The organism is Roseobacter denitrificans OCh 114 (genome assembly GCF_000014045.1).
GTDB classification, from domain to species: Bacteria; Pseudomonadota; Alphaproteobacteria; order Rhodobacterales; family Rhodobacteraceae; genus Roseobacter; species Roseobacter denitrificans.
The window spans coordinates 749,082-769,794 of the sequence record NC_008209.1; the positions used below are offsets into that span (position 1 = coordinate 749,082).

At 55.7% G+C, this 20,713-nt stretch carries 22 protein-coding genes and 2 pseudogenes; 6 read left to right on the forward strand and 18 right to left on the reverse strand.

All coding sequences use genetic code 11. The features are described from left to right. Positions 1 to 8: 8 nt before the first annotated feature. The 8 genes and pseudogenes from RD1_RS03550 to RD1_RS20910 all read right to left on the reverse strand — a co-directional run bounded on the left by RD1_RS03550 (position 9) and on the right by RD1_RS20910 (position 5,887). On the reverse strand, positions 9 to 320 hold the full coding sequence (locus tag RD1_RS03550) for a co-chaperone GroES (protein ID WP_011567076.1): 312 nt from the start codon (positions 318 to 320) through the stop codon (positions 9 to 11). 277 nt (positions 321 to 597) lie between these two features. Then, complete coding sequence (locus RD1_RS03555; protein WP_245897181.1) at positions 598 to 1,371, reverse strand: S1C family serine protease; 774 nt, start codon at positions 1,369 to 1,371, stop codon at positions 598 to 600. Between the two features lie 53 nt (positions 1,372 to 1,424). Continuing rightward, positions 1,425 to 1,856 (reverse strand): annotated as a pseudogene (locus RD1_RS21435) (molecular chaperone HtpG); the annotation flags it as partial. Positions 1,857 to 1,925: 69 nt separating this feature from the next. Further along, positions 1,926 to 2,804 carry a zinc metalloprotease HtpX gene (gene htpX, locus RD1_RS03560; RefSeq protein ID WP_011567078.1) on the reverse strand — a complete coding sequence of 293 codons (879 nt, stop codon included), beginning with the start codon at positions 2,802 to 2,804 and terminating at the stop codon, positions 1,926 to 1,928. Between the two features lie 306 nt (positions 2,805 to 3,110). Beyond that, positions 3,111 to 3,284, reverse strand: a complete 174-nt coding sequence (locus RD1_RS21115) for a hypothetical protein (protein ID WP_011567079.1) — start codon at positions 3,282 to 3,284, stop codon at positions 3,111 to 3,113. 44 nt (positions 3,285 to 3,328) lie between these two features. Next, entirely contained in the window at positions 3,329 to 3,574 is a 246-nt protein-coding gene (locus tag RD1_RS03565; RefSeq protein WP_011567080.1) for a hypothetical protein, read from the reverse strand. Positions 3,575 to 3,650: 76 nt separating this feature from the next. Next, positions 3,651 to 3,878, reverse strand: a complete 228-nt coding sequence (locus RD1_RS03570; RefSeq protein ID WP_044032920.1) for a hypothetical protein — start codon at positions 3,876 to 3,878, stop codon at positions 3,651 to 3,653. 860 nt (positions 3,879 to 4,738) lie between these two features. Beyond that, entirely contained in the window at positions 4,739 to 5,887 is a 1,149-nt protein-coding gene (locus tag RD1_RS20910) for a hypothetical protein (RefSeq protein ID WP_143090242.1), read from the reverse strand. A gap of 517 nt (positions 5,888 to 6,404) precedes the next feature. Between RD1_RS20910 and RD1_RS03580 the strand changes: the two genes are divergently transcribed. Together RD1_RS03580 and RD1_RS21260 are read left to right on the forward strand one after the other, a co-directional pair. Then, entirely contained in the window at positions 6,405 to 6,929 is a 525-nt protein-coding gene (locus RD1_RS03580) for an IS110 family transposase (protein ID WP_245897182.1), read from the forward strand. An 18-nt stretch (positions 6,930 to 6,947) separates the two neighbouring features. Next, positions 6,948 to 7,106: a hypothetical protein gene (locus RD1_RS21260; protein ID WP_245897183.1), complete on the forward strand. Its 159-nt coding sequence runs from the start codon at positions 6,948 to 6,950 to the stop codon at positions 7,104 to 7,106. A 578-nt stretch (positions 7,107 to 7,684) separates the two neighbouring features. Here the strand turns inward: RD1_RS21260 and RD1_RS20625 are convergent. The 9 genes from RD1_RS20625 to RD1_RS03620 form a co-directional block, all read right to left on the reverse strand. Further along, positions 7,685 to 7,954, reverse strand: coding sequence for a DUF2798 domain-containing protein (locus RD1_RS20625; protein WP_342751901.1), 270 nt, complete (start codon positions 7,952 to 7,954; stop codon positions 7,685 to 7,687). A 10-nt stretch (positions 7,955 to 7,964) separates the two neighbouring features. Then, a complete protein-coding gene (locus RD1_RS03585; protein WP_044032922.1) occupies positions 7,965 to 9,698 on the reverse strand; it encodes a SulP family inorganic anion transporter in 1,734 nt (577 codons plus the stop codon). A gap of 104 nt (positions 9,699 to 9,802) precedes the next feature. Then, positions 9,803 to 11,482 (reverse strand): bifunctional protein tyrosine phosphatase family protein/NAD(P)/FAD-dependent oxidoreductase, encoded by a 1,680-nt coding sequence (locus tag RD1_RS03590; RefSeq protein WP_011567085.1) that lies wholly within the window; start codon positions 11,480 to 11,482, stop codon positions 9,803 to 9,805. 11 nt (positions 11,483 to 11,493) lie between these two features. Next, positions 11,494 to 12,375, reverse strand: a complete 882-nt coding sequence (locus RD1_RS03595; RefSeq protein WP_011567086.1) for an MBL fold metallo-hydrolase — start codon at positions 12,373 to 12,375, stop codon at positions 11,494 to 11,496. 30 nt (positions 12,376 to 12,405) lie between these two features. After that, on the reverse strand, positions 12,406 to 12,834 hold the full coding sequence (locus RD1_RS03600; protein ID WP_011567087.1) for a DUF6691 family protein: 429 nt from the start codon (positions 12,832 to 12,834) through the stop codon (positions 12,406 to 12,408). Position 12,835: 1 nt separating this feature from the next. Next, entirely contained in the window at positions 12,836 to 13,267 is a 432-nt protein-coding gene (locus tag RD1_RS03605) for a YeeE/YedE family protein (RefSeq protein ID WP_011567088.1), read from the reverse strand. 4 nt (positions 13,268 to 13,271) lie between these two features. Next, on the reverse strand, positions 13,272 to 13,484 hold the full coding sequence (locus RD1_RS03610; RefSeq protein WP_011567089.1) for a YgaP family membrane protein: 213 nt from the start codon (positions 13,482 to 13,484) through the stop codon (positions 13,272 to 13,274). A gap of 92 nt (positions 13,485 to 13,576) precedes the next feature. After that, entirely contained in the window at positions 13,577 to 14,239 is a 663-nt protein-coding gene (locus RD1_RS03615; protein WP_011567090.1) for a Crp/Fnr family transcriptional regulator, read from the reverse strand. Continuing rightward, on the reverse strand, positions 14,236 to 14,706 hold the full coding sequence (locus tag RD1_RS03620; RefSeq protein ID WP_011567091.1) for an Rrf2 family transcriptional regulator: 471 nt from the start codon (positions 14,704 to 14,706) through the stop codon (positions 14,236 to 14,238). Before RD1_RS03620 ends, RD1_RS03615 begins: the two co-directional genes overlap by 4 nt. Before the next feature lie 120 nt (positions 14,707 to 14,826). On the opposite strand from RD1_RS03620, the pseudogene RD1_RS03625 reads away from it, so the two are divergent. The 4 genes and pseudogenes from RD1_RS03625 (at position 14,827) to cydB (ending at position 18,431) form a co-directional block, all read left to right on the forward strand. Further along, positions 14,827 to 15,475 (forward strand): annotated as a pseudogene (locus tag RD1_RS03625) (peroxiredoxin). Positions 15,476 to 15,501: 26 nt separating this feature from the next. Next, positions 15,502 to 15,933, forward strand: a complete 432-nt coding sequence (locus RD1_RS03630) for a hypothetical protein (protein WP_011567092.1) — start codon at positions 15,502 to 15,504, stop codon at positions 15,931 to 15,933. Between the two features lie 71 nt (positions 15,934 to 16,004). Then, complete coding sequence (locus RD1_RS03635) at positions 16,005 to 17,417, forward strand: cytochrome ubiquinol oxidase subunit I (protein ID WP_011567093.1); 1,413 nt, start codon at positions 16,005 to 16,007, stop codon at positions 17,415 to 17,417. A gap of 12 nt (positions 17,418 to 17,429) precedes the next feature. Next, positions 17,430 to 18,431, forward strand: coding sequence for a cytochrome d ubiquinol oxidase subunit II (cydB, locus tag RD1_RS03640; RefSeq protein WP_011567094.1), 1,002 nt, complete (start codon positions 17,430 to 17,432; stop codon positions 18,429 to 18,431). A 490-nt stretch (positions 18,432 to 18,921) separates the two neighbouring features. On the opposite strand, the gene RD1_RS03645 is transcribed toward cydB, so the two are convergent. Next, positions 18,922 to 20,697: a TniQ family protein gene (locus tag RD1_RS03645; RefSeq protein WP_245897185.1), complete on the reverse strand. Its 1,776-nt coding sequence runs from the start codon at positions 20,695 to 20,697 to the stop codon at positions 18,922 to 18,924. Positions 20,698 to 20,713: the final 16 nt, after the last annotated feature.

Sequence of the window (20,713 nt, forward strand, 5' to 3'; positions counted from 1 at the left end):
TTGTTGAATTATGCGGCTTTTGCGATTTCCGTGTCTTCGATGATGCCGAGGATGTCGCTCTCTTTCATGATCAGCATCTCCTCACCATCGAGGGTAATCTCGGTGCCCGACCACTTGCCGAACAGGATGTGGTCGCCTGCTTTCACCGCCATGTCGATTTGGTTGCCATGCGCGTCACGCGCACCTGGGCCAACCGCGATGACTTCACCGCGACCGGGCTTTTCCTTGGCAGTATCGGGGATAATCAACCCGCCGGCGGTCTTTTCGTCGCTGTCAACGCGGCGCACCAGAACGCGGTCGTGCAGAGGGGTAAACGTCATGTACAAAGGTCCTCCGTTAAAGTGTCAATGCCTTTGGCACTCACGTCGACAGAGTGCCAACCAGACGTAGATCGTAAGCAGGCTTTGTGATTTCAAGACGCTTTGGAAAAATTTTTAGTACATTAAAATCAATATTTTGCACATAATTGGCGCAGTGATGTCATGGCAGCGCTCAGTCAAGCTGCCTCGATACGCAGCGCCGCGTTCGTACGTGTCGCACATGTCAAGCCGCAGGGATGGCGTCGAAGGAGCCGTGTCTTTCGGCTCACATCGTGGCCTATGGGGCGGCCAATTGCGCGGCCACTTCACGGGTTTCACCGTCTCGCCAAACGGTCAGCGTGATCCGGTCTCCGGGTTCATAGCGATCTAGGATCGCGCCAAGGTCTGTGCCCGAAGTGATGCGTCGGCCATCCACGCGTTGAATGACATCTCCCGGCACGATGCCGCCATTCGGGCTGCGTTCGGCCGGTCTGAGCCCCGCCACATCAGCGGGGCCACCACGATCGACGGATAATATGACGGCCCCTTCGATGCCATTCCGGCGCGCCAACGTGTCAATGCGAGGGTCGAACCGGATACCAAGCACGGGCGGGCGATACACACCGGTCGCGATCAGCTGCGGCACAACCCGTTTTACCAGATCCACGGGAACGGCAAATCCAATCCCGGAGCTTGCGCCGGACGGGCTGAAGATCGCGGTATTCACGCCGATCAACCGGCCTGAACTGTCAAGAAGCGGCCCGCCGGAATTCCCGGGATTGATCGCCGCATCAGTCTGGATCAGCCCCTCGATCACCCCGTTCCCAATCGGGATATCGCGATCAAGCGCGGATACGATCCCCGTCGTCAGCGTCCAGTCGAGCCCAAAGGGGTTGCCGATCGCCAGAACGCTTTGACCGACGCGCAGATCAGCGCTGTTGCCGTTTTCCAACGGTTGCGCAGACGTGCCATCAAGATCGACCCGGAGCACGGCGAGATCGAACTGCGGTGCTGTCCCGACAAGTTGTGCAGGCAAGACGCGCCCGTCAGACAGGTGGATATCGGCACGCACGGCCCCTCGGATGACATGTGCGTTTGTTTGTAGAACTGGGCGTACTGGTCCTCGGTGATGTCTTTTGGTGCCTTCGTCCAAAGCGCTTGCGCCGGGTTGAGGGTCTCAACCGTGAGTATACCCGGAAAGCTGATATGTTCCGAACAGGTTTTGATCATCTGGCGGATGCGGGCGGTGTCAGCGAATTCCTTGCCGTCAGAGGACCCGACCCAGGCCTCGTCCTCACCGGCCTTGCGGGTCAGCACGTCAACCTGTGAAGCCACCATGAACGCCGAATGGAAGCTCAAGCCAAACTGGCCGATAAGGCCGCGGCTTGAATCGGTCAGCGCCGCATCGCGGAGCCTGTGACAGGCGCCAGATGCGTTAGAGACAATCTCGCGTAAGAACACCTCGCGGTTGGAATAAAGCGACCCCGCGACAATCTGCAGAATCTGGCCTACTTCGGTCTGGAAAGAAAAGGTCTCTTTCTCAAGAACTTCGGTCATGCTTTCTCCTCCGGTTTCGTGCGTGGCGGTGATTTGGGGACCACGTGCGGGGCCTTCAACGGGCGTCGCTCACCCCCACGGACCGCCGCTTGACTGTGCCCGCGGTGCACGACGCACGGATGCACCGTTGAGTTTGCGCAGTTCCGCGATCCGCTTCTCTATGGGCGGATGCGTGGCAAAGAGGCTGTCGACGGCCTGCATGTGCAGCGGGTTGACGATGAACATATGTGCAGTGGCCGGGTTTCTTTCGGCGGCGATGTTGTCGATCCGGCCTGAAAGAACCCCTAGTTTGTTCAGTGCAGAGGCCAGCCATTCCGGGTTTCCGCAGATCGCGGCACCCTCCGCGTCCGCCTCGTATTCGCGCACCCGGCTGATCGCCATTTGCACCATCGCAGCCGCGAGGGGTGCCAGGATCATCATGGCGATCGTGCCGATCATCCCGAGCGGGCGGTCCCGCCCGCCGCCGAAGAAAACGGCGAAGTTGGCGAGCAGCGACACCGCGCCCGCCAGCGTAGCGGTGATCGTCATTGTGAGCGTGTCGCGGTTCTTGATATGCGCCAGCTCATGGGCCACGACGCCCGCGACCTCCTCCCGGCTCATATTGCGCAGGAGTCCGCGTGTGACGGCGACAGCAGCGTTTTCGGGGTTTCGCCCCGTGGCAAAAGCGTTGGGTTGCTCCGTCTCGATGATGTAGAGCGCCGGCATGGGCATCCCCGCCCGCCGTGCCATGCTTGACGTCATCTTCCAAAGCTCGGGTGCCGATCTTTGATCCACGCGCCGTGCGCCATGCATCCGCAGCACAGCTTGGTCGGAATTCCAGTAGGCAAAAAAGTTCATGCCCGCCGCGATGACGAGCGCAATGATGAGCCCCGCCTCACCGCCAAGCATAAGCCCGGCAACCCCCACAAAGGCGGTCATAGCAGCCATAAGCATGAAGGTGCGAACCATCCGTTTTCCTCCGCGTGTTTACGCCCCGAATATAGGCGTGGCCGATATCACCGACAATAAGCGTCCGAACTGCAATGAGTTTCTTCAATCGCATCCAATTTCAGTGAAACGTTGGCGAGATGAGATCGAAAAGATGGAACAAATGGGATAACTGTTCAGCTTGCCTTATTACGGGGCGCGCCAAAGGCAACGTACCTGTAGGAAAAAAACTCAAGAGAAATCAGTCCGGGCACTACCGCCATAACCAAGAAACAAAAGAGCCCGACGGTTTTGTCCGCCGGGCCCTCGACATCGGCGGCATGGCGTTTATTCGCCAGCCGGTGCCGCCTCTTCAACGGCTGGAGCCACGGCTTCTGTCGCGCCGGAGCCAAACCAGTCGAAATAGTATCCCGCGCCACCAAGAATGATCATCGCGGCGACGGCAACTGCGCCCCAGATATTCCAGTTGATCTGCTTTGGGAGCTTTTCAGTCAAAGCCATGTGCAGTGTCCTCCTGCTTCAGATTGACGTTTGTACAACGCCGGTTACTCAGCGGGTTTTTCGATCAGACCAGCCTCAAGTGCGGCCGTCAGTTCGCCTTCATCGACGAATTCATCACCGCCCGTGTCGACCTCGGCAAAGGTCTCTTCAGTCAGATCGGGGTAAAGCTCCGCCATCTCGGTGAAAGAAATGAGGCTGTCGCCATCCGTGTCGACATCTGACACCGAAAAAGCGAAAGCGGGTGCCGCCAACAGAGCGGCAACGGTTGCTCCTACTGCTAAACGACGCATTTGCGTATCTCCTGTTTGAGTTATGGGAGGCCCATCCTCCCGCGCGCTGCAGAGATTTGTTGGGCCAAAAACGATTTCAAGAGGGCTGCCTGGCAATTTTTTTCTCTCCTGCGTTCCCGTGCTTATGCAACTCTGTCGCCATGTGGCCCGTGGCATTTGCGGGCATTGCAACAAAGCCCTGCTTGTCGCCCTCTGGCTGGCGGCTGTCGGTCAGCGGGCGCCAAATGACATTGACGGCGAAACCTAATTGAAGGGCAGCCGTGGCCGCAAAAAAGGTCTTGGGACCGAATGCCTCAATGAGCATGCCGCTCGCAACTGGACCAAGCGCCAAGCCGACATGACGAGGCCGATGTCTCCCGCCGACATGCCTTCACGACCACCACAGATGCCAAGCAAGGTACCTTGTCGTCCGTGTCCCAAGGTCAAAAGCGCAACTGCGGCAAGGGCTGGCGCGATGGCGACACTCACCGATGTCGAAACGGTTTCTCTTTGCATCTCATAAGTTTTCGCAGTTGGTCGTTTTGCTATTTTCGCGAGCGAAATGGGAAATGGCTGTTCGTTGGTCAAGAGATTGAAATGTCCGCCGCGCCTCCCCAAATCGCCACCGCTCAAGCCGGAGATAATCCCGATCGGGCCATTTGTACTGAACACGTGATGGAGGACATGGATAGCACAATCCGCAAAACGGCGTCCCGACCTTGACGTTGATGCTGAGGGCATCCCGATTTTCTCGGGACGCTTAAGTGAGTTGACACAATCACATTTGCATTTTGCAGCGCCCATCAAGTTGAACACAAAGCATCGAGTTTTTTTCGAGTGGCACAAGGACTATGTTTTTCAGCATTGAGTGATTAGCCCCCGGGATGATCTCAATTTGCATGGTCCGGGCTTTTGTCTTCTGGGGTCGGAACTGTCCTCGAAAGAACAAAGACCTGTCGTAACGACCAGGCGTCAGTTTTCTGTGATGAGTCACTCAATTTGGCCTCTCAAATAGCCTAAGTTATTGATTTTCTATTAAAGTGAATCGCCAATATGGCCACTAGAATTAGTTTTACTGTCCATTCACGTCGGATAAAAAGAAACCGGCCAAAAAATGGGCCGGTTTCAGGTTTGGGGCTTGCCATAAAGGGCTATGCTTCAATATCTGATCGCAAATAAAGTTTGCTAAATTTTGAAGGCATCGGAATGGGGTGAATGTTGTCCCTTGCGAGCTTTGCTGCAACCCAGTTGGCCTGAATACCTTGCTTTTTTGGCAAGTTCACCGAGAGATACATAGATGTCGAGAAAGCTGTAAACTTCTGCTTCTTCGACGACTTTCATAGGACGGCGACTTCGATGATGTTTAACGTCTCGTGCTTTTAATTTTTGCGTATCGATGAGCATCTTCACTGTTGGTCCATTCACACACAGCGTCGCCGGAAGCATCTCTTTGGTAAAACCAGCCGCCGGTGCATCTTCTAAAGCGTCACGGGCATCTTCCAGATCGAAACGAAGTGCACGAAGCCCAGTTTCTGAGCTCACCCATTCTGTCTTTTTGAGCGCGCCCGATAGCAGTTTCGGTAGTAACTCTTCAAAGTTGCATATCGCGGCGTTGCATGTCGATCGTAATGTCAACATGCCGGCCGAAGCGGTGACAACCGGCCGGGATTTTTTCTGTAGTTGTGACATAAAGAGGTTGATCTCATCGGGATTAAAAAGTGGTGCAACCTTTGGTGTTTTATAAGCGGGTCTGATGAAATTACTTGCAACAAGCTTATCGAACATGTCGTGATGGATACTGTGTCTTCGGATGCATTCAATTCGACGAATGCACCTCAGGATGTCCGGAAGGACTGTATCGCCATCTTCAACGCGAAGTACCCTATTTTTTCCATTTCTTTTAACACCTAGGTCCAATGCTTCGAGCAATCGAAACATCCGCGAGGGAGATGCGCCATACTCTATTGAGGCAGAACTACAATTATGCCATTTCCGCTCTGGACAAAGACGACCACACAGCTCTTCATCTTTCCGCATGGCGTAATTTTGAAAGGCAAATTGGGTAATTTCGTCAATGACTACCGTGAACCGGCTATCTTCGGATACTCTCACACACCATCTCGCAAACATTCCAAAGTCTGTGTAGAAGCCAGGATTGGGGCTTGCAGATCTCGCTTGTATCTCCGCCAACTCCATCCAAAGACCTTTCTTACCTCTGGATATGGCTCTGAAACCACGTTCACATGCATCGGAAAGTTGAGAAAAACTGAGCTCAGCTTCTCGTTCGCCGGGACCAAACGAGAGGATGATGCCAAGGTTTTGGACGATTTGCATCGCTGCTTTCCGCGCTCTCAGCAGGCGAAACGGCGGCATAATGTTCGATCACGGCGGCGGCGTAGCGAAGCGACCACCCCATGTGATTTGCGATTTGATTTAGGCCCAAACCTGCCCGGAGAAGCCTTGTGGCTGCCGTGCCGCATGTATCTTGGAGCCTTAGAGTCGGATCGCTCAGCTTGTCGGCTATGCGGTCCCGGTATCGTGTGATGGCTCGGCTGGCTGATGTTGGCCGGAGCGGCTTCCCTCTGTCATTGACCAACAAAAAAAGCCGATCCGTAGGCGTTTCATCGATCAACTCCCGAAGCTCGGGCATCACTGGAATATGCGCCACACGCCCACGTTTCTGAGTTCGGACGCGAAACCGATCAATGGTCTGCTGCCGGTTTCGTGGACACCGAGATAAGGTGTTTATGAAACTGGAGGATATATATGACGAGAAGGATGTTCAGCCGCGAGTTCAAGCAGGAAGCGTTGGAATTGGTGACGAAGCGTGGCGTGAGTGCGGCGCCCGACCATGCGGTTCGTCGAGATCAAGTCCGAAGATCAACAGGCAGTCCTTGCTATTCACCGGGCGCGGGATCTGGTCGTCCGACAACGCACTCAGATCGCAAACATGATCCGCAGCATTCTCCGAGAGTTTGGACATATCCTGCCAACGGGCATCGAGGCTGTGTCCAAGTTTGCCAGAGAGTACGGCACCGAAGACCAATTGGAGATGCCCGAGATTGCAGACGGCATTCTCGGCGTGATGCGCCACCAACTAAGTGGACTAAATACGCGGATCGATGGTCTGACCAAATTGATCGAACAGCACGCGTGGCTGGACAATGATGCAAGACGCCTGATGCGTATGCCCGGAATTGGACCGATCACGGCCTCTGCTGTTGTTGCCACTATCGGTGATGCTCAGCAGTTCAAAACGGGTCGTGATCTGGCCGCCTGGCTGATACCGCTCAACAAGTCCAGTGGCGGTAAAGAACGCCTCGGAAGGATCACCAAGAAGGGTGACCGATACATCCGAAAGCTACTGATTGTCTGAATGACATCACGAGCGCTGATGGCGAAGAATAAGCCTGAGAAAGCCGACACCTGGACTGCTAAACTACTGGACGAGAAACCCTTCCGGCTGGCGACTGTGGCAATGGCCAACAAATCCGCCCGGATCATCTGGGCGCTATTGACCAAACAAGAGGAATACCGGCAGCCGATCGTCTGATCCTGCTACGAGATGCAAGACGCATGAAGTGATGATGCGAAACGAAGTCAACCAAGAGTAAGGACACTCCGTCGAACGGCATGGCCTAAGAGGTCGTTTAGCCGATAGGAACCTCACTTGCGGAACTCATCAAGGCCAGTGGCAACTGCCGCGCAAACAGGCCGGACACACGACTGTACTGACAGACCATCGCAATCACAGAAATCTCTTGCAATGCAGGAGCCATCCACACATGCCGTTCAGCCTGAGACTCTCATCCTACGGTGCGGCCCGTCGGACCGGTCATTCGCTGCGCATGCAAAATTCCGTTGCAAGCGAGCTCACAGTATGCGGGACGAAGCGGACGCGTGCAAGCGCGGCTATTGCTGACGCAGCCTTTCTTCGCGACTGAGGCAACCAAATCGCTGCTGTGCAGCGCATGTCACCAGACCTGCCGTTCGAGTAGGGCTTTCTCACCCAAACCGAACCTAAGTTTTCGCCGCAACCAGTTTAATCAAGAAAGACGCGGACTGAGGGGCCAATCAACCTTATATGCACACAGCCTTGCTTCTTGCAAAGTGCCACTCTCTCGCCCTCTATCACGCACCTGACGTTACAACGAACCGATGCAGGATACGTCGTACTATAGGTGCGATAACGAGGACTGTAGGAAATGCAATGGCCCAGGATGATAGCCATGCGGATAGCCAACTCATTACAAAACCTGGTGCGAAGCCGACTGCCAGAAATGTTGCCACGCCAGAAATCAGAAGCGACATGAAGCAGGACAAAAGAAAGCCGAAGGCGATATGCTCAAGTTTGCGTGGGATGAAAGGGCGCATAAATAGGCCTCCGTATGATTTTGTCATGTGCTGAGATCTACTCTGCTGCGGCGCGCGGGTGATCTGCCAGGGTGGTCCATGCGTCGTTCTGTGACAGGAATATCTGGCCGTTTAGATCATCGATCAGGTGCGACCGCTTCAAACGATCCATCACGGGGCCTTTGACCTCGGAGAGATGCAAGCCGACATCCATATCCTTAAGGCGCGCGTTCACTGCCTCCAGGCTTTCTAGGGCGGAATAATCCACCTCATTAACCGCAGAGAACATCAGGACGACATGTGCAATGCTGCAGCCTTCGATCACGCGGGACTGGATCAGATCTTCTAGAAAACGCGCATTGACGAAATAGAGGCTCTCGTCCACCCGCAGGCAAAGCACGCGCGGATCGGTCTCGACCTCGTGGCGCAAAATGTTGCGAAAGTGCTCACTGCCGGGGACACGACCGACCTCGGCCACATGGGGGCGTGACGTCTTGTAAAGGTGCAGCAGGACGGATGTAATCACCCCCGCCGCGACGCCGACCTCCACGCCAAGCGTGAGGGTCAGCACGATGGTCGCGGCCACGGCCGTAAAATCGGCGCGGCTGTAGGCCCATGTTTTCTTGAGGATCGACAGGTCAACCAACGATAGCACCGCCACGATGATTGTCGCGGCCAGTGTGGCGTTCGGCAGGAAGAAGACCAAGGGTGTGAGCGAGACAGCTGCAATCGCAAGACCAATAGCAGTGAAGGCCCCGGCGGCTGGTGTTTCTGCGCCTGCGTCGAAGTTGACAACAGATCGTGCGAACCCACCGGTCACTGGGTAACCGCCTGTGAACGCCGCCCCAAGGTTCGCCGCACCCAAACCGATCAACTCCTGATCGGGATTGATGCATTGGCGTTTCTTCGCAGCAAGGGTTTGGGCAACCGACACAGATTCAACAAACCCGATGATCGAGATCAGGATCGCAGGCACCAAGAGCGCTTGCAAGAGGTCCAGAGAGAACCCAGGCAAAGTCAGTGGGGGCAAGCTTTGTGGGACTTCGCCCACGATCTTCACCCCTTGCCCCGCCAGATCGAATGCCCAGACTGCGACAGTCGTGCCAACGACGGCGACAACAGGCCCCGCCTTCGTCGCGATATCAGCCATCGTTGCAGAGGCTCCAAGCCGCGTTAAAAATGGTTTCAGGCCCTTACGAACCCAAAACAAGAAAGCCGTCGCCGTTGCGCCAATAATCACCGTGATCCAGTTCACCTCGTTCAGATGAGCCCCGATGGCTAACAGTATCTCAGGCAGCGTATGCCCATGAGCTGAGACGCCAAGAATGTGTTTCAACTGGCTGGTCGCAATCAGAATGCCCGAGGCTGTGATAAACCCCGCAATCACCGGATGGCTAAGGAAATTCGCCAGAAACCCCAGCCGGAACACGCCCATCAACACCAGAAAACCGCCCGACAGAAAGGCGAGCGTGAGGGCTGCAATCGCATAACCCGCCGTACCTTGTTCTGCGACCTGACCGATGGCTGAAGCCGTCAGAAGCGAGACGACGGCAACAGGCCCCACTGCCAACGCCCTGCTGGTCCCGAACAGCGCATAGAGCACGATGGGCGCGATGGAGGCGTAGATCCCAGCCTCGGGCGGCAGACCTGCCAAGAGTGCATAGGCGAGGCTTTGCGGAATCAGCATGATCGTGACGATCACCGCCGCGATCATATCGTTGGAAAACGCTTTGCGGTCGTAGGTCCGGCCCCAGTCGAAAACGGGCATATATCGGCGCAGAGGGTGGGTCATCGTTCTATCCAAATTTGGCAGGTGGGCTCATCTGTTCGCATAAGGACCCACCCGCCAGAGGCGCGCTGCAGGTCGGGAACGAGCACGCGCCATATCCTCGCAGCCTACTCTGCCGCAACTTTGAGTTTTTCAGGCTTGGCCATCCATTCCTTGCCCTTCAGCATCGCCTTCCAATAGATCGGCGGCAGCATTTTTTCCTTCAGGAACCAGGCCAATCGTGTCGGCTTTGTTCCGTCCAGAAGGAAGGATGGGAAGCTGGGCTTAAGCACACCGCCATAGCCAAACTCCGCAAGCACAATTTTACCTCGCTCGACTGTTAGCGGGCACGACCCGTATCCGTCATAGGCTGCCGTAGGGGAGCGGCCCGCGATATCAGCCACGATGTTGTCTGCGACCGTGGGTGCCTGCTTGCGCGCCGCAGCAGCCGTTTTGGCATTGGGTGCATTCATCACATCGCCAAGCGACCAGATGTTGTCGAAGCTTTTATGGCGCAGCGTGGCCTGATCGACATCAACCCAGCCTGCCGCATCTGCAAGGGGCGACACGCGGATGAAGTCTGGGGCGACCTGCGGCGGGCAGACATGCATCATGTCGAAATCAACCGTGACGGTCTCGGGGTCCGTGTCTGGCTTGGCGATCTTGAACGTCGCCGTCTTGGCAGGGCCATCTACGGCCACCAGATTATGGAAAAAGTTCAAGGTGGCGTCATATTTCTCGACGTATTTCTCCAAGGCTGGCACGTAGTCTTTCACCCCAAACAGCACACCGCCTGCATTCATGAACTGAATGTCGATATTCTTGAGTGCCCCGTTGCGGAACCATGCATCACCGGACAAATACATCGCCTTTTGCGGCGCACCGGCGCATTTGATCGGCATCGGCGGCTGGGTGAACAGCGCGCGGCCCTCTTTCAACTCCCGAACCAACTGCCAGGTGTAAGGCGCAAGGTCGTAGCGGTAATTCGAGGTCACGCCATTGCGGCCGAGAGTTTCCTCCAAGCCCTCAACCGCCTCCCAATCCAGCTTCAGACCGGGACAGACGACGAGCCGGTCGTATTTCACGACCCGGCACCCGTCGAGGATGACCGCGTTGTTCTCAGGCTCAAACGCAGCCACCGCTGACTTGATCCATTTCACGCCACGCGGAATGAGCGAGCCCATTGTTTTCGCGGTCTCAGACGCCTCAAAGATGCCGCCGCCAACCATCGTCCAGCCGGGCTGGTAATAGTGAATGTCCGCTGGGTCGATGATGGCAATAGAAAGGTTCGATTTACGGGACTGAAGGCTCGCTGCTATAGAGACACCGCCCGCACCGCCGCCAACGATCACCACGTCATACTGGGCGTCGCCAGTATCAGTTGGGGTTTTGCCCCCATTCGCAATGCGCCTCGCGACACCGTTCATGTCGTAGCCTGCAGCTTTGGTCGCCGCGAGGATTTCGGGCATGGGCCGCTTCTTGCTTTCATGAAAGGACCAAAGCGTGGCCGAGCGCGTGCCGGTCCGGCAATAGGCCAGGACGGGACGCGGCAGAACCGAAAGCGCTGTGCCAAAGGCTTCTACATCGGCATCCTGCACCATACCCGATTGCACAGGAACGTATGCCGCTTTGATTCCGGCGGCGTTCGCAGCTGCCTCAATTTCTTCGAAACTTGGCTGATCCGCGCCTTCGCCATCCGGGCGGTTGCAAATAATGGCGCGGAATCCTGCAGCCTTGATCTCGGCCATATCGTCGGCGGTGATCTGCGGGGTGACTGACGTCTTGTTTGTGAGGGTTTTGAAATCCATCTGTTTGCTCCTCACAGTCCGTTTACGGGCACTTTGAGCATCGGGTTGCCGTCCTTGTCGGTCGGCACCTCGCCCGCGCGCATGTTCACTTGCAAGGACGGGATGATCAGCTTTGGCATATCCAGCTGCGCATCGCGTTCGGTGCGGAACTTAACGAACTCTTCCTTCGTCTTGCCGCCGCCTACGTGGATGTTGTGCGCTTTTTCTTCGCCGACCGTGGTTTCCCACTGAATGTCGCGCCCGTTCGGGCCGTAGTCGTGGCACATGAACAGTCTCGTCTCGTCAGGCAGGGCGAGCACTTTCTGGATGCTGTCGTAAAGCTCACCCGCGTCACCTCCGGGAAAGTCAGCGCGGGCAGAACCGCCATCAGGCATAAACAGCGTATCGCCGACAAAGGCCGCATCCCCCATCACATGAACCATGCAGGCGGGCGTGTGGCCCGGTGTGTACATCGCGAAGGCTTGCATATTGCCGATCTGGTAGGTGTCGCCATCTTCAAATAGCGCATCAAACTGCGACCCGTCACGCTGGAACTCGGTGCCCTCGTTGAAGACTTTGCCGAAGGTATCCTGAACCATCATAATCTTTGATCCGATGCCGATCCTGCCGCCCAATTTGTCTTGGATGTAAGGGGCAGCACTCAGGTGGTCGGCATGGACATGGGTCTCGATAATCCATTCCAGTTTAAGACCTTGCGCTTTAATCTGTCCGATCAATTCGTCCGCATGGTCATAGGTAATCCGTCCAGCCGCATAATCGATGTCCATGACGCTATCGACGATGGCGCAGGCGTTCGATGATGGGTCCTTCACGATGTAGCTGATCGTGTTCGTGGCCTCGTCGAAAAAGGCCTGAACCTGAGGTTTGATGCTCATATTGACGGGGTACGTCATGCTGTTTCCTCCAAAAGCAAAGTCTAGTGTCTAGGTAGCGGCCTTTTCTGGCGCGGCGGGAAGCAGACGGCGGACGTAGAAACCTGCTGTCACGGCAATCAGAAAAAGGGCGACTTCCCATCGGCCTGTCCCGAGTGCGGGGATGGCAGCGCCTGGGCAAAAGCCCGCGATGCCCCATCCGATGCCAAACAGGGCCGATCCGCCGATGAGTTTGGTGTCGATGAGCGTCGAAGTTGGCACTTGAAAGCGCTGTTCGAACAGCGGTTTGGACCGACGCCACACCAGCCGGTACCCGAAGAATGTCACAACCAACGCGCCGCCCATGACAAACATCAGGCTGGGGTCCCATGTCCCGGCAATATCAAAGAAGTTCAGAACCTTGGCCGGATCCATCATGCCAGAGATCGCAATACCTGTGCCAAAGACAAGGCCGGTCAGAAGTGAAAAAAGGTGCTTCATCTCAGGCTCCGAACACGTGACGGATCAGGAAAACGGTAATGGTGGCGGTCGCCATGAAAGTCGGTACAGCCACGAGCGAACGAAGCGACAGCCGCGATAGGCCGCAGACCCCATGACCGGAGGTGCAGCCGGATCCCTGGCTTGCGCCAAGGCCGACAATAACGCCGCCGACAATGATCATCGCGGGGCTAACCGGGACCGTCAGCGCGGGCATCGCGCCCGTGACCGCAAAGATCAGCCCGGGGGCGAAGATCATGCCGAGGATCAAGGCGAGGCGCCACGTCAACTCGTCCCGGTTTTCGACGAATACCGCGCCGGAGAGGATTCCGGTGGCACCAAAGATCCGGCCAAGGCCAAGCATCAGCAGAACCGCCCCGAGGCCGATGAGCAGACCGCCCCCAAGGGACGCGAAAGGTGTGAACGCCGTTTCCATGTTTTTAGGTCCGGCAGGTCTTGATGCCCAAGATGGAATAGATCGGGCACATTCGGGTCGCGGCGACGATCAACATCACTGCCCCGACAATCGCTGCGCCATACTTCAGAAGCGCCCCGTCAAAAGCGGGCAGCCCGCTGAAAAAGGCAAGGTAGAGCAACCCAACGCCAAGGGCTGCGCGAAGGATGCGGTCAATGGTTCCGACATTGCTGGTCATCGTGTTCTCCAATCTGATAACTTGGAGAACAGATATAACTTTGATTTACCTGCTTCAGTGACATTGTCACTTAACCTGCAAAAAGCTGAATATCAGGCTGAGGCGGCGAGTGCTTTCAGCGCCGGTTTGTCCAGCAACGCAATGCGGCCACGCGATTGTGCGATCATCTCACGCTTCTGGAAATCCTGCAGGATTCGGCTGATGACTTCGCGCGCGGTGCCCAACTCGCTGGCCAGTTGCTGGTGCGTGGCCGCGACTTCCTTGAAATCACCCGCCAAGGTCAGGAGCCGCTCTGCCAGACGCACATCCATATGTCCGAAGGCGACGTCATCCACAACGCGCAGCAGGTCGATCAACCGCCTGGAATAAGCGGCAAAGACGAACTTTCGAAATGCTTCCTCTTCGGCCACCAGCCTGTCAAAAGCCAGCTTCGGCAGAACGATGGCGGTGATATCAGTCTCCGCGATGCCTTCCGCATTGTAGGCCTCTTCGGCCAACATGCAGGCGGTCGTCAAAACGCAACTTTCACCCGCATCCACGCGATAGAGCACGATATCCCGGCCCGTATCCGAGCTTTGCGATACACGGATGCGGCCATCGTACAAAAAGAAAAGGCTGTCGGGAATGTTCGTCGGTCCAAAGACTTGCGCGCCTGCGGGCAATTCGATTTTGCGCGCAACCTTCGACAGACGGTCTCGCACAGCACGTGGCAAGGCCGCCGTGCCCTGGAACCGCTCGGTCCAATCAGCGATCATCGCGCATTTCGCATCGGTGCGACGATGCCCTCCTCAAGCGGGGCAATGCGCGCCAGCAGATCATCCCGGTTCGCCGCAATATCGGCAAGCGTCAGATCATCCAGAACATCCATGAATGCACGCGTCGCTTTTTGCAGGGCGCGGGACAGCTTGCAGATACCGATCAACGGGCAGGTGTTTTTTTCGGGGTTGAAACACTCGACAAGGTCCAGCGGACCTTCTGTCAAACGCACGACGTCGCCGATCACGATCTCTTTTGCGGGCTTGCCCAAGCGGAAGCCGCCATTACGGCCCCGTTGCGTGACGACATAGCCTGCAACACCCAGTTCATGCACGATCTTGACGATATGCGGCCGGGCCAACCCGTGGACGCGGACGACATCATCAACCCGGATCAATTCCGGAGATTTGAGTGCGGCCAGCTGCAAGGACCGCAGGGCGAAATTCGTATAAGACGTCAGTTTCATAGCATCTACTTACCACAAACTTATATTGTAAGTATATCTTTTTGCAAGTTGAGTGACATTGTCACTGAACTCCGGCGGAGCGGCTCCTAGTTCAGGCTCAGACAATCAAAGGAGAGCAAGATGACACTTCTGCTTGGCGACATTGTTCCTAACTTCAAGGCAGACACCACAACCGGCCCCATCTAGTTTCACGACTGGATCGGGGATGACTGGGCATTCTTTTTCAGCCACCCGGCAGATTTTACGCCCGTTTGCACCACCGAAATGGGGCGCACAGCACAACTGGCCGAAGACTTTGCCAAACGCGGTGTAAAACCGATTGGCATCAGCACCGATGGCGTGAGTGAGCACCTTAAATGGATCGAGGATGTGAACGACACCCAGAACACAACATTGCGGTTCCCCATTGTTGCAGACCCGGATTGTGAGATCGCAAAGCTTTATGAAATGCTCCATCCCGGTGAATCTGAAACTGCCGCCGTTCGGTCCGTCTTCATCATCGACCCTGACAAAAAGCTGCGTTTGTCGATGACCTACCCGATGAGTGTCGGGCGCAACTTTGATGAAATCCTGCGTGTGATCGATGCGTTGCAGACGGGTGATGCGAAGGGCGTCGCGCTTCCTGCCGATTGGCGGCCCGGAGGCCGCGCGATCATCCCGCCATCTGTGTCGAATGCAGAGGCGACAGCCAAGTTTCCGCAAGGCTTCGAGGAAATCCGCCCGTATCTGCGCACTGTGGACCTGAACGCCGAAGCCTAATCGGTTTTGACCCTCAACATATCGGAGAGAACACCCATGAAGACGTTTCTACTCGCACTAACAACTGCACTTGGCCTCAGCTCTGTCGCGCAGGCCGAAGATACCCCGAACCTCGTGACGATACTGGCTTCTGGGGAGCCTCAAACGCAATTGATGAGTATGGTGCTCACCATGCAGTCCATGCAGCAGGGATCAAACGCGCATATCTTACTTTGCGGACCAGCTGGTGACCTTGCGCTGAAGGAGGCACCGGCCTCTGCCACGGCACCACAAGCGCCGCGCGATATGAGCCCACAGAGATTGATGCAAAACATCATGCAAAGTGGGGCCACAGTCGAAGTATGTGCGATCTACCTGCCAAACAAAGGCGTTGAACCGACAGCGTTGCTGGATGGGATAACAGCCGCCGCGCCACCCGAGATGGCCGCGCGGATGCTGGCACCCAACACACGGATCATGTCGTTCTGAACAATATGAAAAACACGGGCTATGGCGGGGCACTGCCATAGTCCGTCACTTTGCAGGATTGAGAGTTTACCATGCTTGACGTCTTTAGCGCAGAGATGCTCGCACGTATCCAATTCGCGTTTACGGTGTCGTTCCATATCATCTTCCCCGCCTTTTCGATCGGTCTGGCCAGCTACCTCGCTGTGCTGAAAGCATTGTGGATGCGGACACGGGACGAGACGTATCTGACGCTCTTCAACTACTGGAAAAAGATCTTCGCCGTGGCTTTTGGCATGGGCGTCGTGTCGGGCATCGTGATGTCGTATCAGTTTGGCACCAACTGGTCGGTGTTCTCGGATTTGGCCGGACCCGTTGTTGGTCCACTGATGGCTTATGAAGTTCTGTCCGCCTTCTTTCTTGAAGCAGGGTTCCTCGGGATCATGCTCTTTGGGCGCGAACGGGTGGGCGAGAAACTGCATATGTTTGCCACGGCCATGGTGGCTTTTGGCACGCTGATGTCAGCGACTTGGATCTTGTCGGTGAACAGCTGGATGCAGACGCCTGCAGGATTTTCGATCAACGAGGTCGGTCAATTCGTGCCGGAAGACTGGTGGCAGATCGTTTTCAACCCGTCTTTCCCCTATCGCCTGGCCCACATGGTCCTTGCGGCCTTCCTGACCACTGCGCTTGTTGTCGGCGCTGTCGGAGCCGTGCATCTGCTCCGCGATAAGACCGATCAGCACGCGCGGCGCATGTTCTCCATGGCGATGTGGATGGCCTTCATTGTTACGCCGATCCAGATCTTTGCTGGCCATGAGCACGGGCTCAATACGCTTGAGCTTCAACCGGTCAAGATCATGGCGATGGAGGGCCACTACGAAAGCCACCCCGAAGGTTGGGCACCGCTCTACCTGTTTGGCATTCCAAATGATGCGGAACAACGCCTTGACTACACGCTTAGCATTCCCGGTCTCGGCAACCTCATCTTTGAAAAACCGCTTGATAAGCCTGTGATGGGGCTCGACACGGTCCCCGACGAAGACCAGCCGCCCGTGGGCATTGTATTCTGGTCTTTCCGTGTGATGGTCGGGCTTGGGTTCGTGATGCTGGGTCTTGGGGTTTGGTCGGCATGGTCGCGCTGGCGTGGCACGCTGTTTGACGCACCCTGGTTACTTCGTGCCAGCATTCTCATGGGGCCAACCGGATTTGTGGCCGTTCTTGCAGGGTGGATCACCACGGAGGTGGGGCGTCAGCCCTATACGGTCTACGGCTTCTTGCGGACCTCAGACAGCCTCGCGCCCGTCGATGCGCCCGCAGTCGCTACATCGCTTGTGGCCTTTATCATCGTGTATTTTGCCGTCTTTGGCGCGGGCACCGTCTACATCCTGCGGATGATGAACAAGCCGCCCGCGACGCCAAAACTTGGCCTGCGCGATGGACCGATCCGCACTGCAGGGATCACCCCGGCCCCACAAGTCGACCCCGACTTTATCCCCGGCGAATAAGGAGCATACGCAATGGTTTTTGATCTTGCATTCATCTGGGCTGGGCTGATTGCCTTCGCCGTCTTGACCTATGTGGTCCTTGACGGTTTCGATCTTGGTATCGGTATCCTGTTCCCGTTCGGAAAATCTGAACGGGACAGAGATCTGATGATGAATTCTGTCGCCCCCGTTTGGGACGGCAACGAAACTTGGCTGGTGCTGGGGGGCGGTGGCCTCTTTGCGGTCTTCCCTCTGGCCTACGCCATCGTCATGCCTGCGCTTTACATGCCGATTACTTTGATGCTGCTGGCTTTGGTATTTCGAGGTGTGTCTTTTGAATACCGCTGGCGGACTGAAAGGAAGGGGCTGTGGGATGCGGCCTTCTTCGGTGGATCACTCGTCGCCGCATTTTGTCAAGGGATCGCCCTCGGTGCATTGGTGCAGGGCATTGAGATTGAGGGCCGTAACTATTCAGGGGGATGGTTCGACTGGCTTACACCGTTTTCGGTGCTCACTGGTCTTGCGGTTGTTGTTGGTTACGCGCTGCTCGGTGCAACTTGGCTGGTGCTGAAAACCGAAGGCGATCTGCGGGTTCAAATGCGCGGTTATGCCTGGTGGCTTGGAGCCGCAACGCTCGGGGTGATCGGTGTCGTCAGCATCCTCACGCCATTTCAGGACCCAGTGTATTTCGAGCGCTGGTTCAATCTTCCTGGAAGCCTCTGGTCCATGATTGTGCCTGTGCTGATGGCTGCCCTCTCGTGGTCATTCTTTACAGGCCTCAACGACCAAAATGATGTGCGCCCATTCCTGTCCGCGCTTGGCTTCTTTGTTGTCAGCTTCATCGGAATTGGGATCAGCTTCTTTCCAATGATGGTGCCGCCATCTCTGACGATCTGGCAGGCCGCAGCCCCTGACAGCAGCCTTGCGTTTGCATTGGTCGGTGCTGTCATCTTGATCCCGATCATCCTCGCCTACACGGCTTACGCCTACTGGGTGTTTCGGGGCAAAATGGACCCGTCAGAGGGGTATCACTGATGACACGTCCTCTGCTTCGCAAATGGGTCTGGTTTATTGGATTGTGGATCGCCAGCGTCGTGGCGCTGGCGACGGTGGCAATGCTTATTCGGACCGTCATACTTTGAATTGCAGGTATCTAAGGCAATTACTGCTATCGTGCAGTCCGTTGATCCTACAAACGATACCGAGACTGTGACCGGCGTATCAAAAATGTATCAAAAACGCGAAAACCGCTAAGCCATTGCTCAGTGGTTTTTCGTTTCCGATCAATCTGTGGGGAGTCATGCAGGTTTTCCACAATGGATAGCCTAACCCACTGTTCCCAAATAGCTTTGGCTACTAAAAGAGTCACTAGTGTCGCCACAATCGTCAATAGGACTTTCCTCAACGCTGAGCCAGCCAGTACACATGAATTAAGAAACGTAATACTGCCAAAGTCCTTGCAGTGGGGTCCAATGACCGATCACGATCGCTTGGTAGTCAGAGTTTTGCGGGTCTTGCCGTCAGCTCACAGTTTTGCGTACGCGTCAAGATAATGCTCGGCTTCCGAGCGGACGTAGATGCAGCTTACACCCGTCGGAAGACTGATGGGCTGAACCTTGTATCTTCTAAGATCGTGCAAAACACGCAACGGGTGCGTTCCAGTTTGCGCAGCGATGCATCCCAGAGTCAAAAAACTTGACTCAAAACGGTCGACCTCCTCAAAGGAAACGATCTTCATTGGCCTTCTATTACGAGGGTGTTTCACATGTGTGACTTCAATAATGCCCTCTCGCACGAGACAGGCCATCGTACTGGTATTGATACGCCATCTTTTGAAAGCTTCTGCTTGAGTTAAGCCTTCCAATGGTGGGCCCTCAAGAGCGTCCAGGACGTCTCGCTGGCGAGCAATCAGAGCAGACAATCCTGGTTTCTTGGGATGGCGACCGACAAATGGCAACTTGCGGTCCAATGCTGCAAGTATGATGTCGACAGTAGTACAAGCGCATCGATTGGGAAGCTCAGAAATCAAGAACTGCTCTTTCGAAGGATGATCAACGCGGACGGAATTTTCAAAGACACGTTCAGTCAGTTGTACCACAGCTCCGCGTTCAAACCTTCGCGCCATGCCCGGAAGCTCGAAAAACACTTGGAGAAGGTCAGCTTCAACGAGTTCATCAAGCCTATACCACTTCATGCCAAGGACTGCCCCAGCCTGCTTCTCATTCCATGATTCTGCGTACCTTGCCAACCAGGGACCGTAGAGTTTCGCGGACACGCAATTGTTTTGATCCGGTGGTGGTAGGCGTTGCAGACCATTCTGTTCTCTGATGGTGTTGAAGAGCCGGCGAACGCGAATGTGATCAATGCCGTACTGGTGAGACACAGACATTACGGAATGAAGCTTGCGTTGTTTGCAACGTCGCCCGAGCACAACTTGACCGGTCGCGACCGGATAGGCCTCCTCGATAAAATCCCTAACGCATTTCAGCAGCGAGGTTACGCCTTGCCTATCAACCAGAGTACCAACCCAAACTGCAAACCGTCCAAACTCTCTTCGGAATCCCTCCCCTCCACGCTTCGGTCTTTGCCGGATGTCGTGCAACACACTCTTTAAAGAACGCGGGTTGTCTCGGATTGCTAAGAACAACCGCGCCTCATGTCGCCATTGAAGGTTTGCAGGTTCGGCACATTGCATTTCGCTCGGCCCGCTGCCGCCAAATGCTATTGGTCCGAGGTGCTCGCAGGTCTTCGCTATGACTGCTAGATCCAAGTCATCAAGCCAGGTAGGGGCATTGCGCTGATCTCCACAAAGGCGACTGATGATGTAGTGTTCATATTCGCTAGCTTTTCGTTTGGTAGGCGAGGCGTCGACCGCTAGACTGCATCGGTGATCTCGAACGCGTCCTGCAACATCGAACTTGCATCGGGATTTGACTGGCGCTGGTATCGTCACCAGAGCGCAGTTATGGATTTCACATGTTTTAATCGGGGCAAGTTGCCAGTAGATGGGCGGGCCTTGAAGCATGTACCCATCGCTAGAATGAAAATTCAGAATACACACGGGGCAAACCTTCATGATTTCGAAGGACAACAACCGTGATAAGATTGGCTCGGAGCCTATTATCCGGGTTTTGCCGTACCCTCTCCGTAAAGCGAAACGCAGAAGCTCGTCGCTGTCTTGATCGGTCAAGTATGCGAGCTCGGAGATCTGATCGTAGTTGCCTCTTGTCATTGGTCTCCAACGGAAGCCTAAATCCTTCAGGAAGTTATTGGCGTGCAACGAACCGTTCAGATGGGCCAACCGTGACAACCACGAC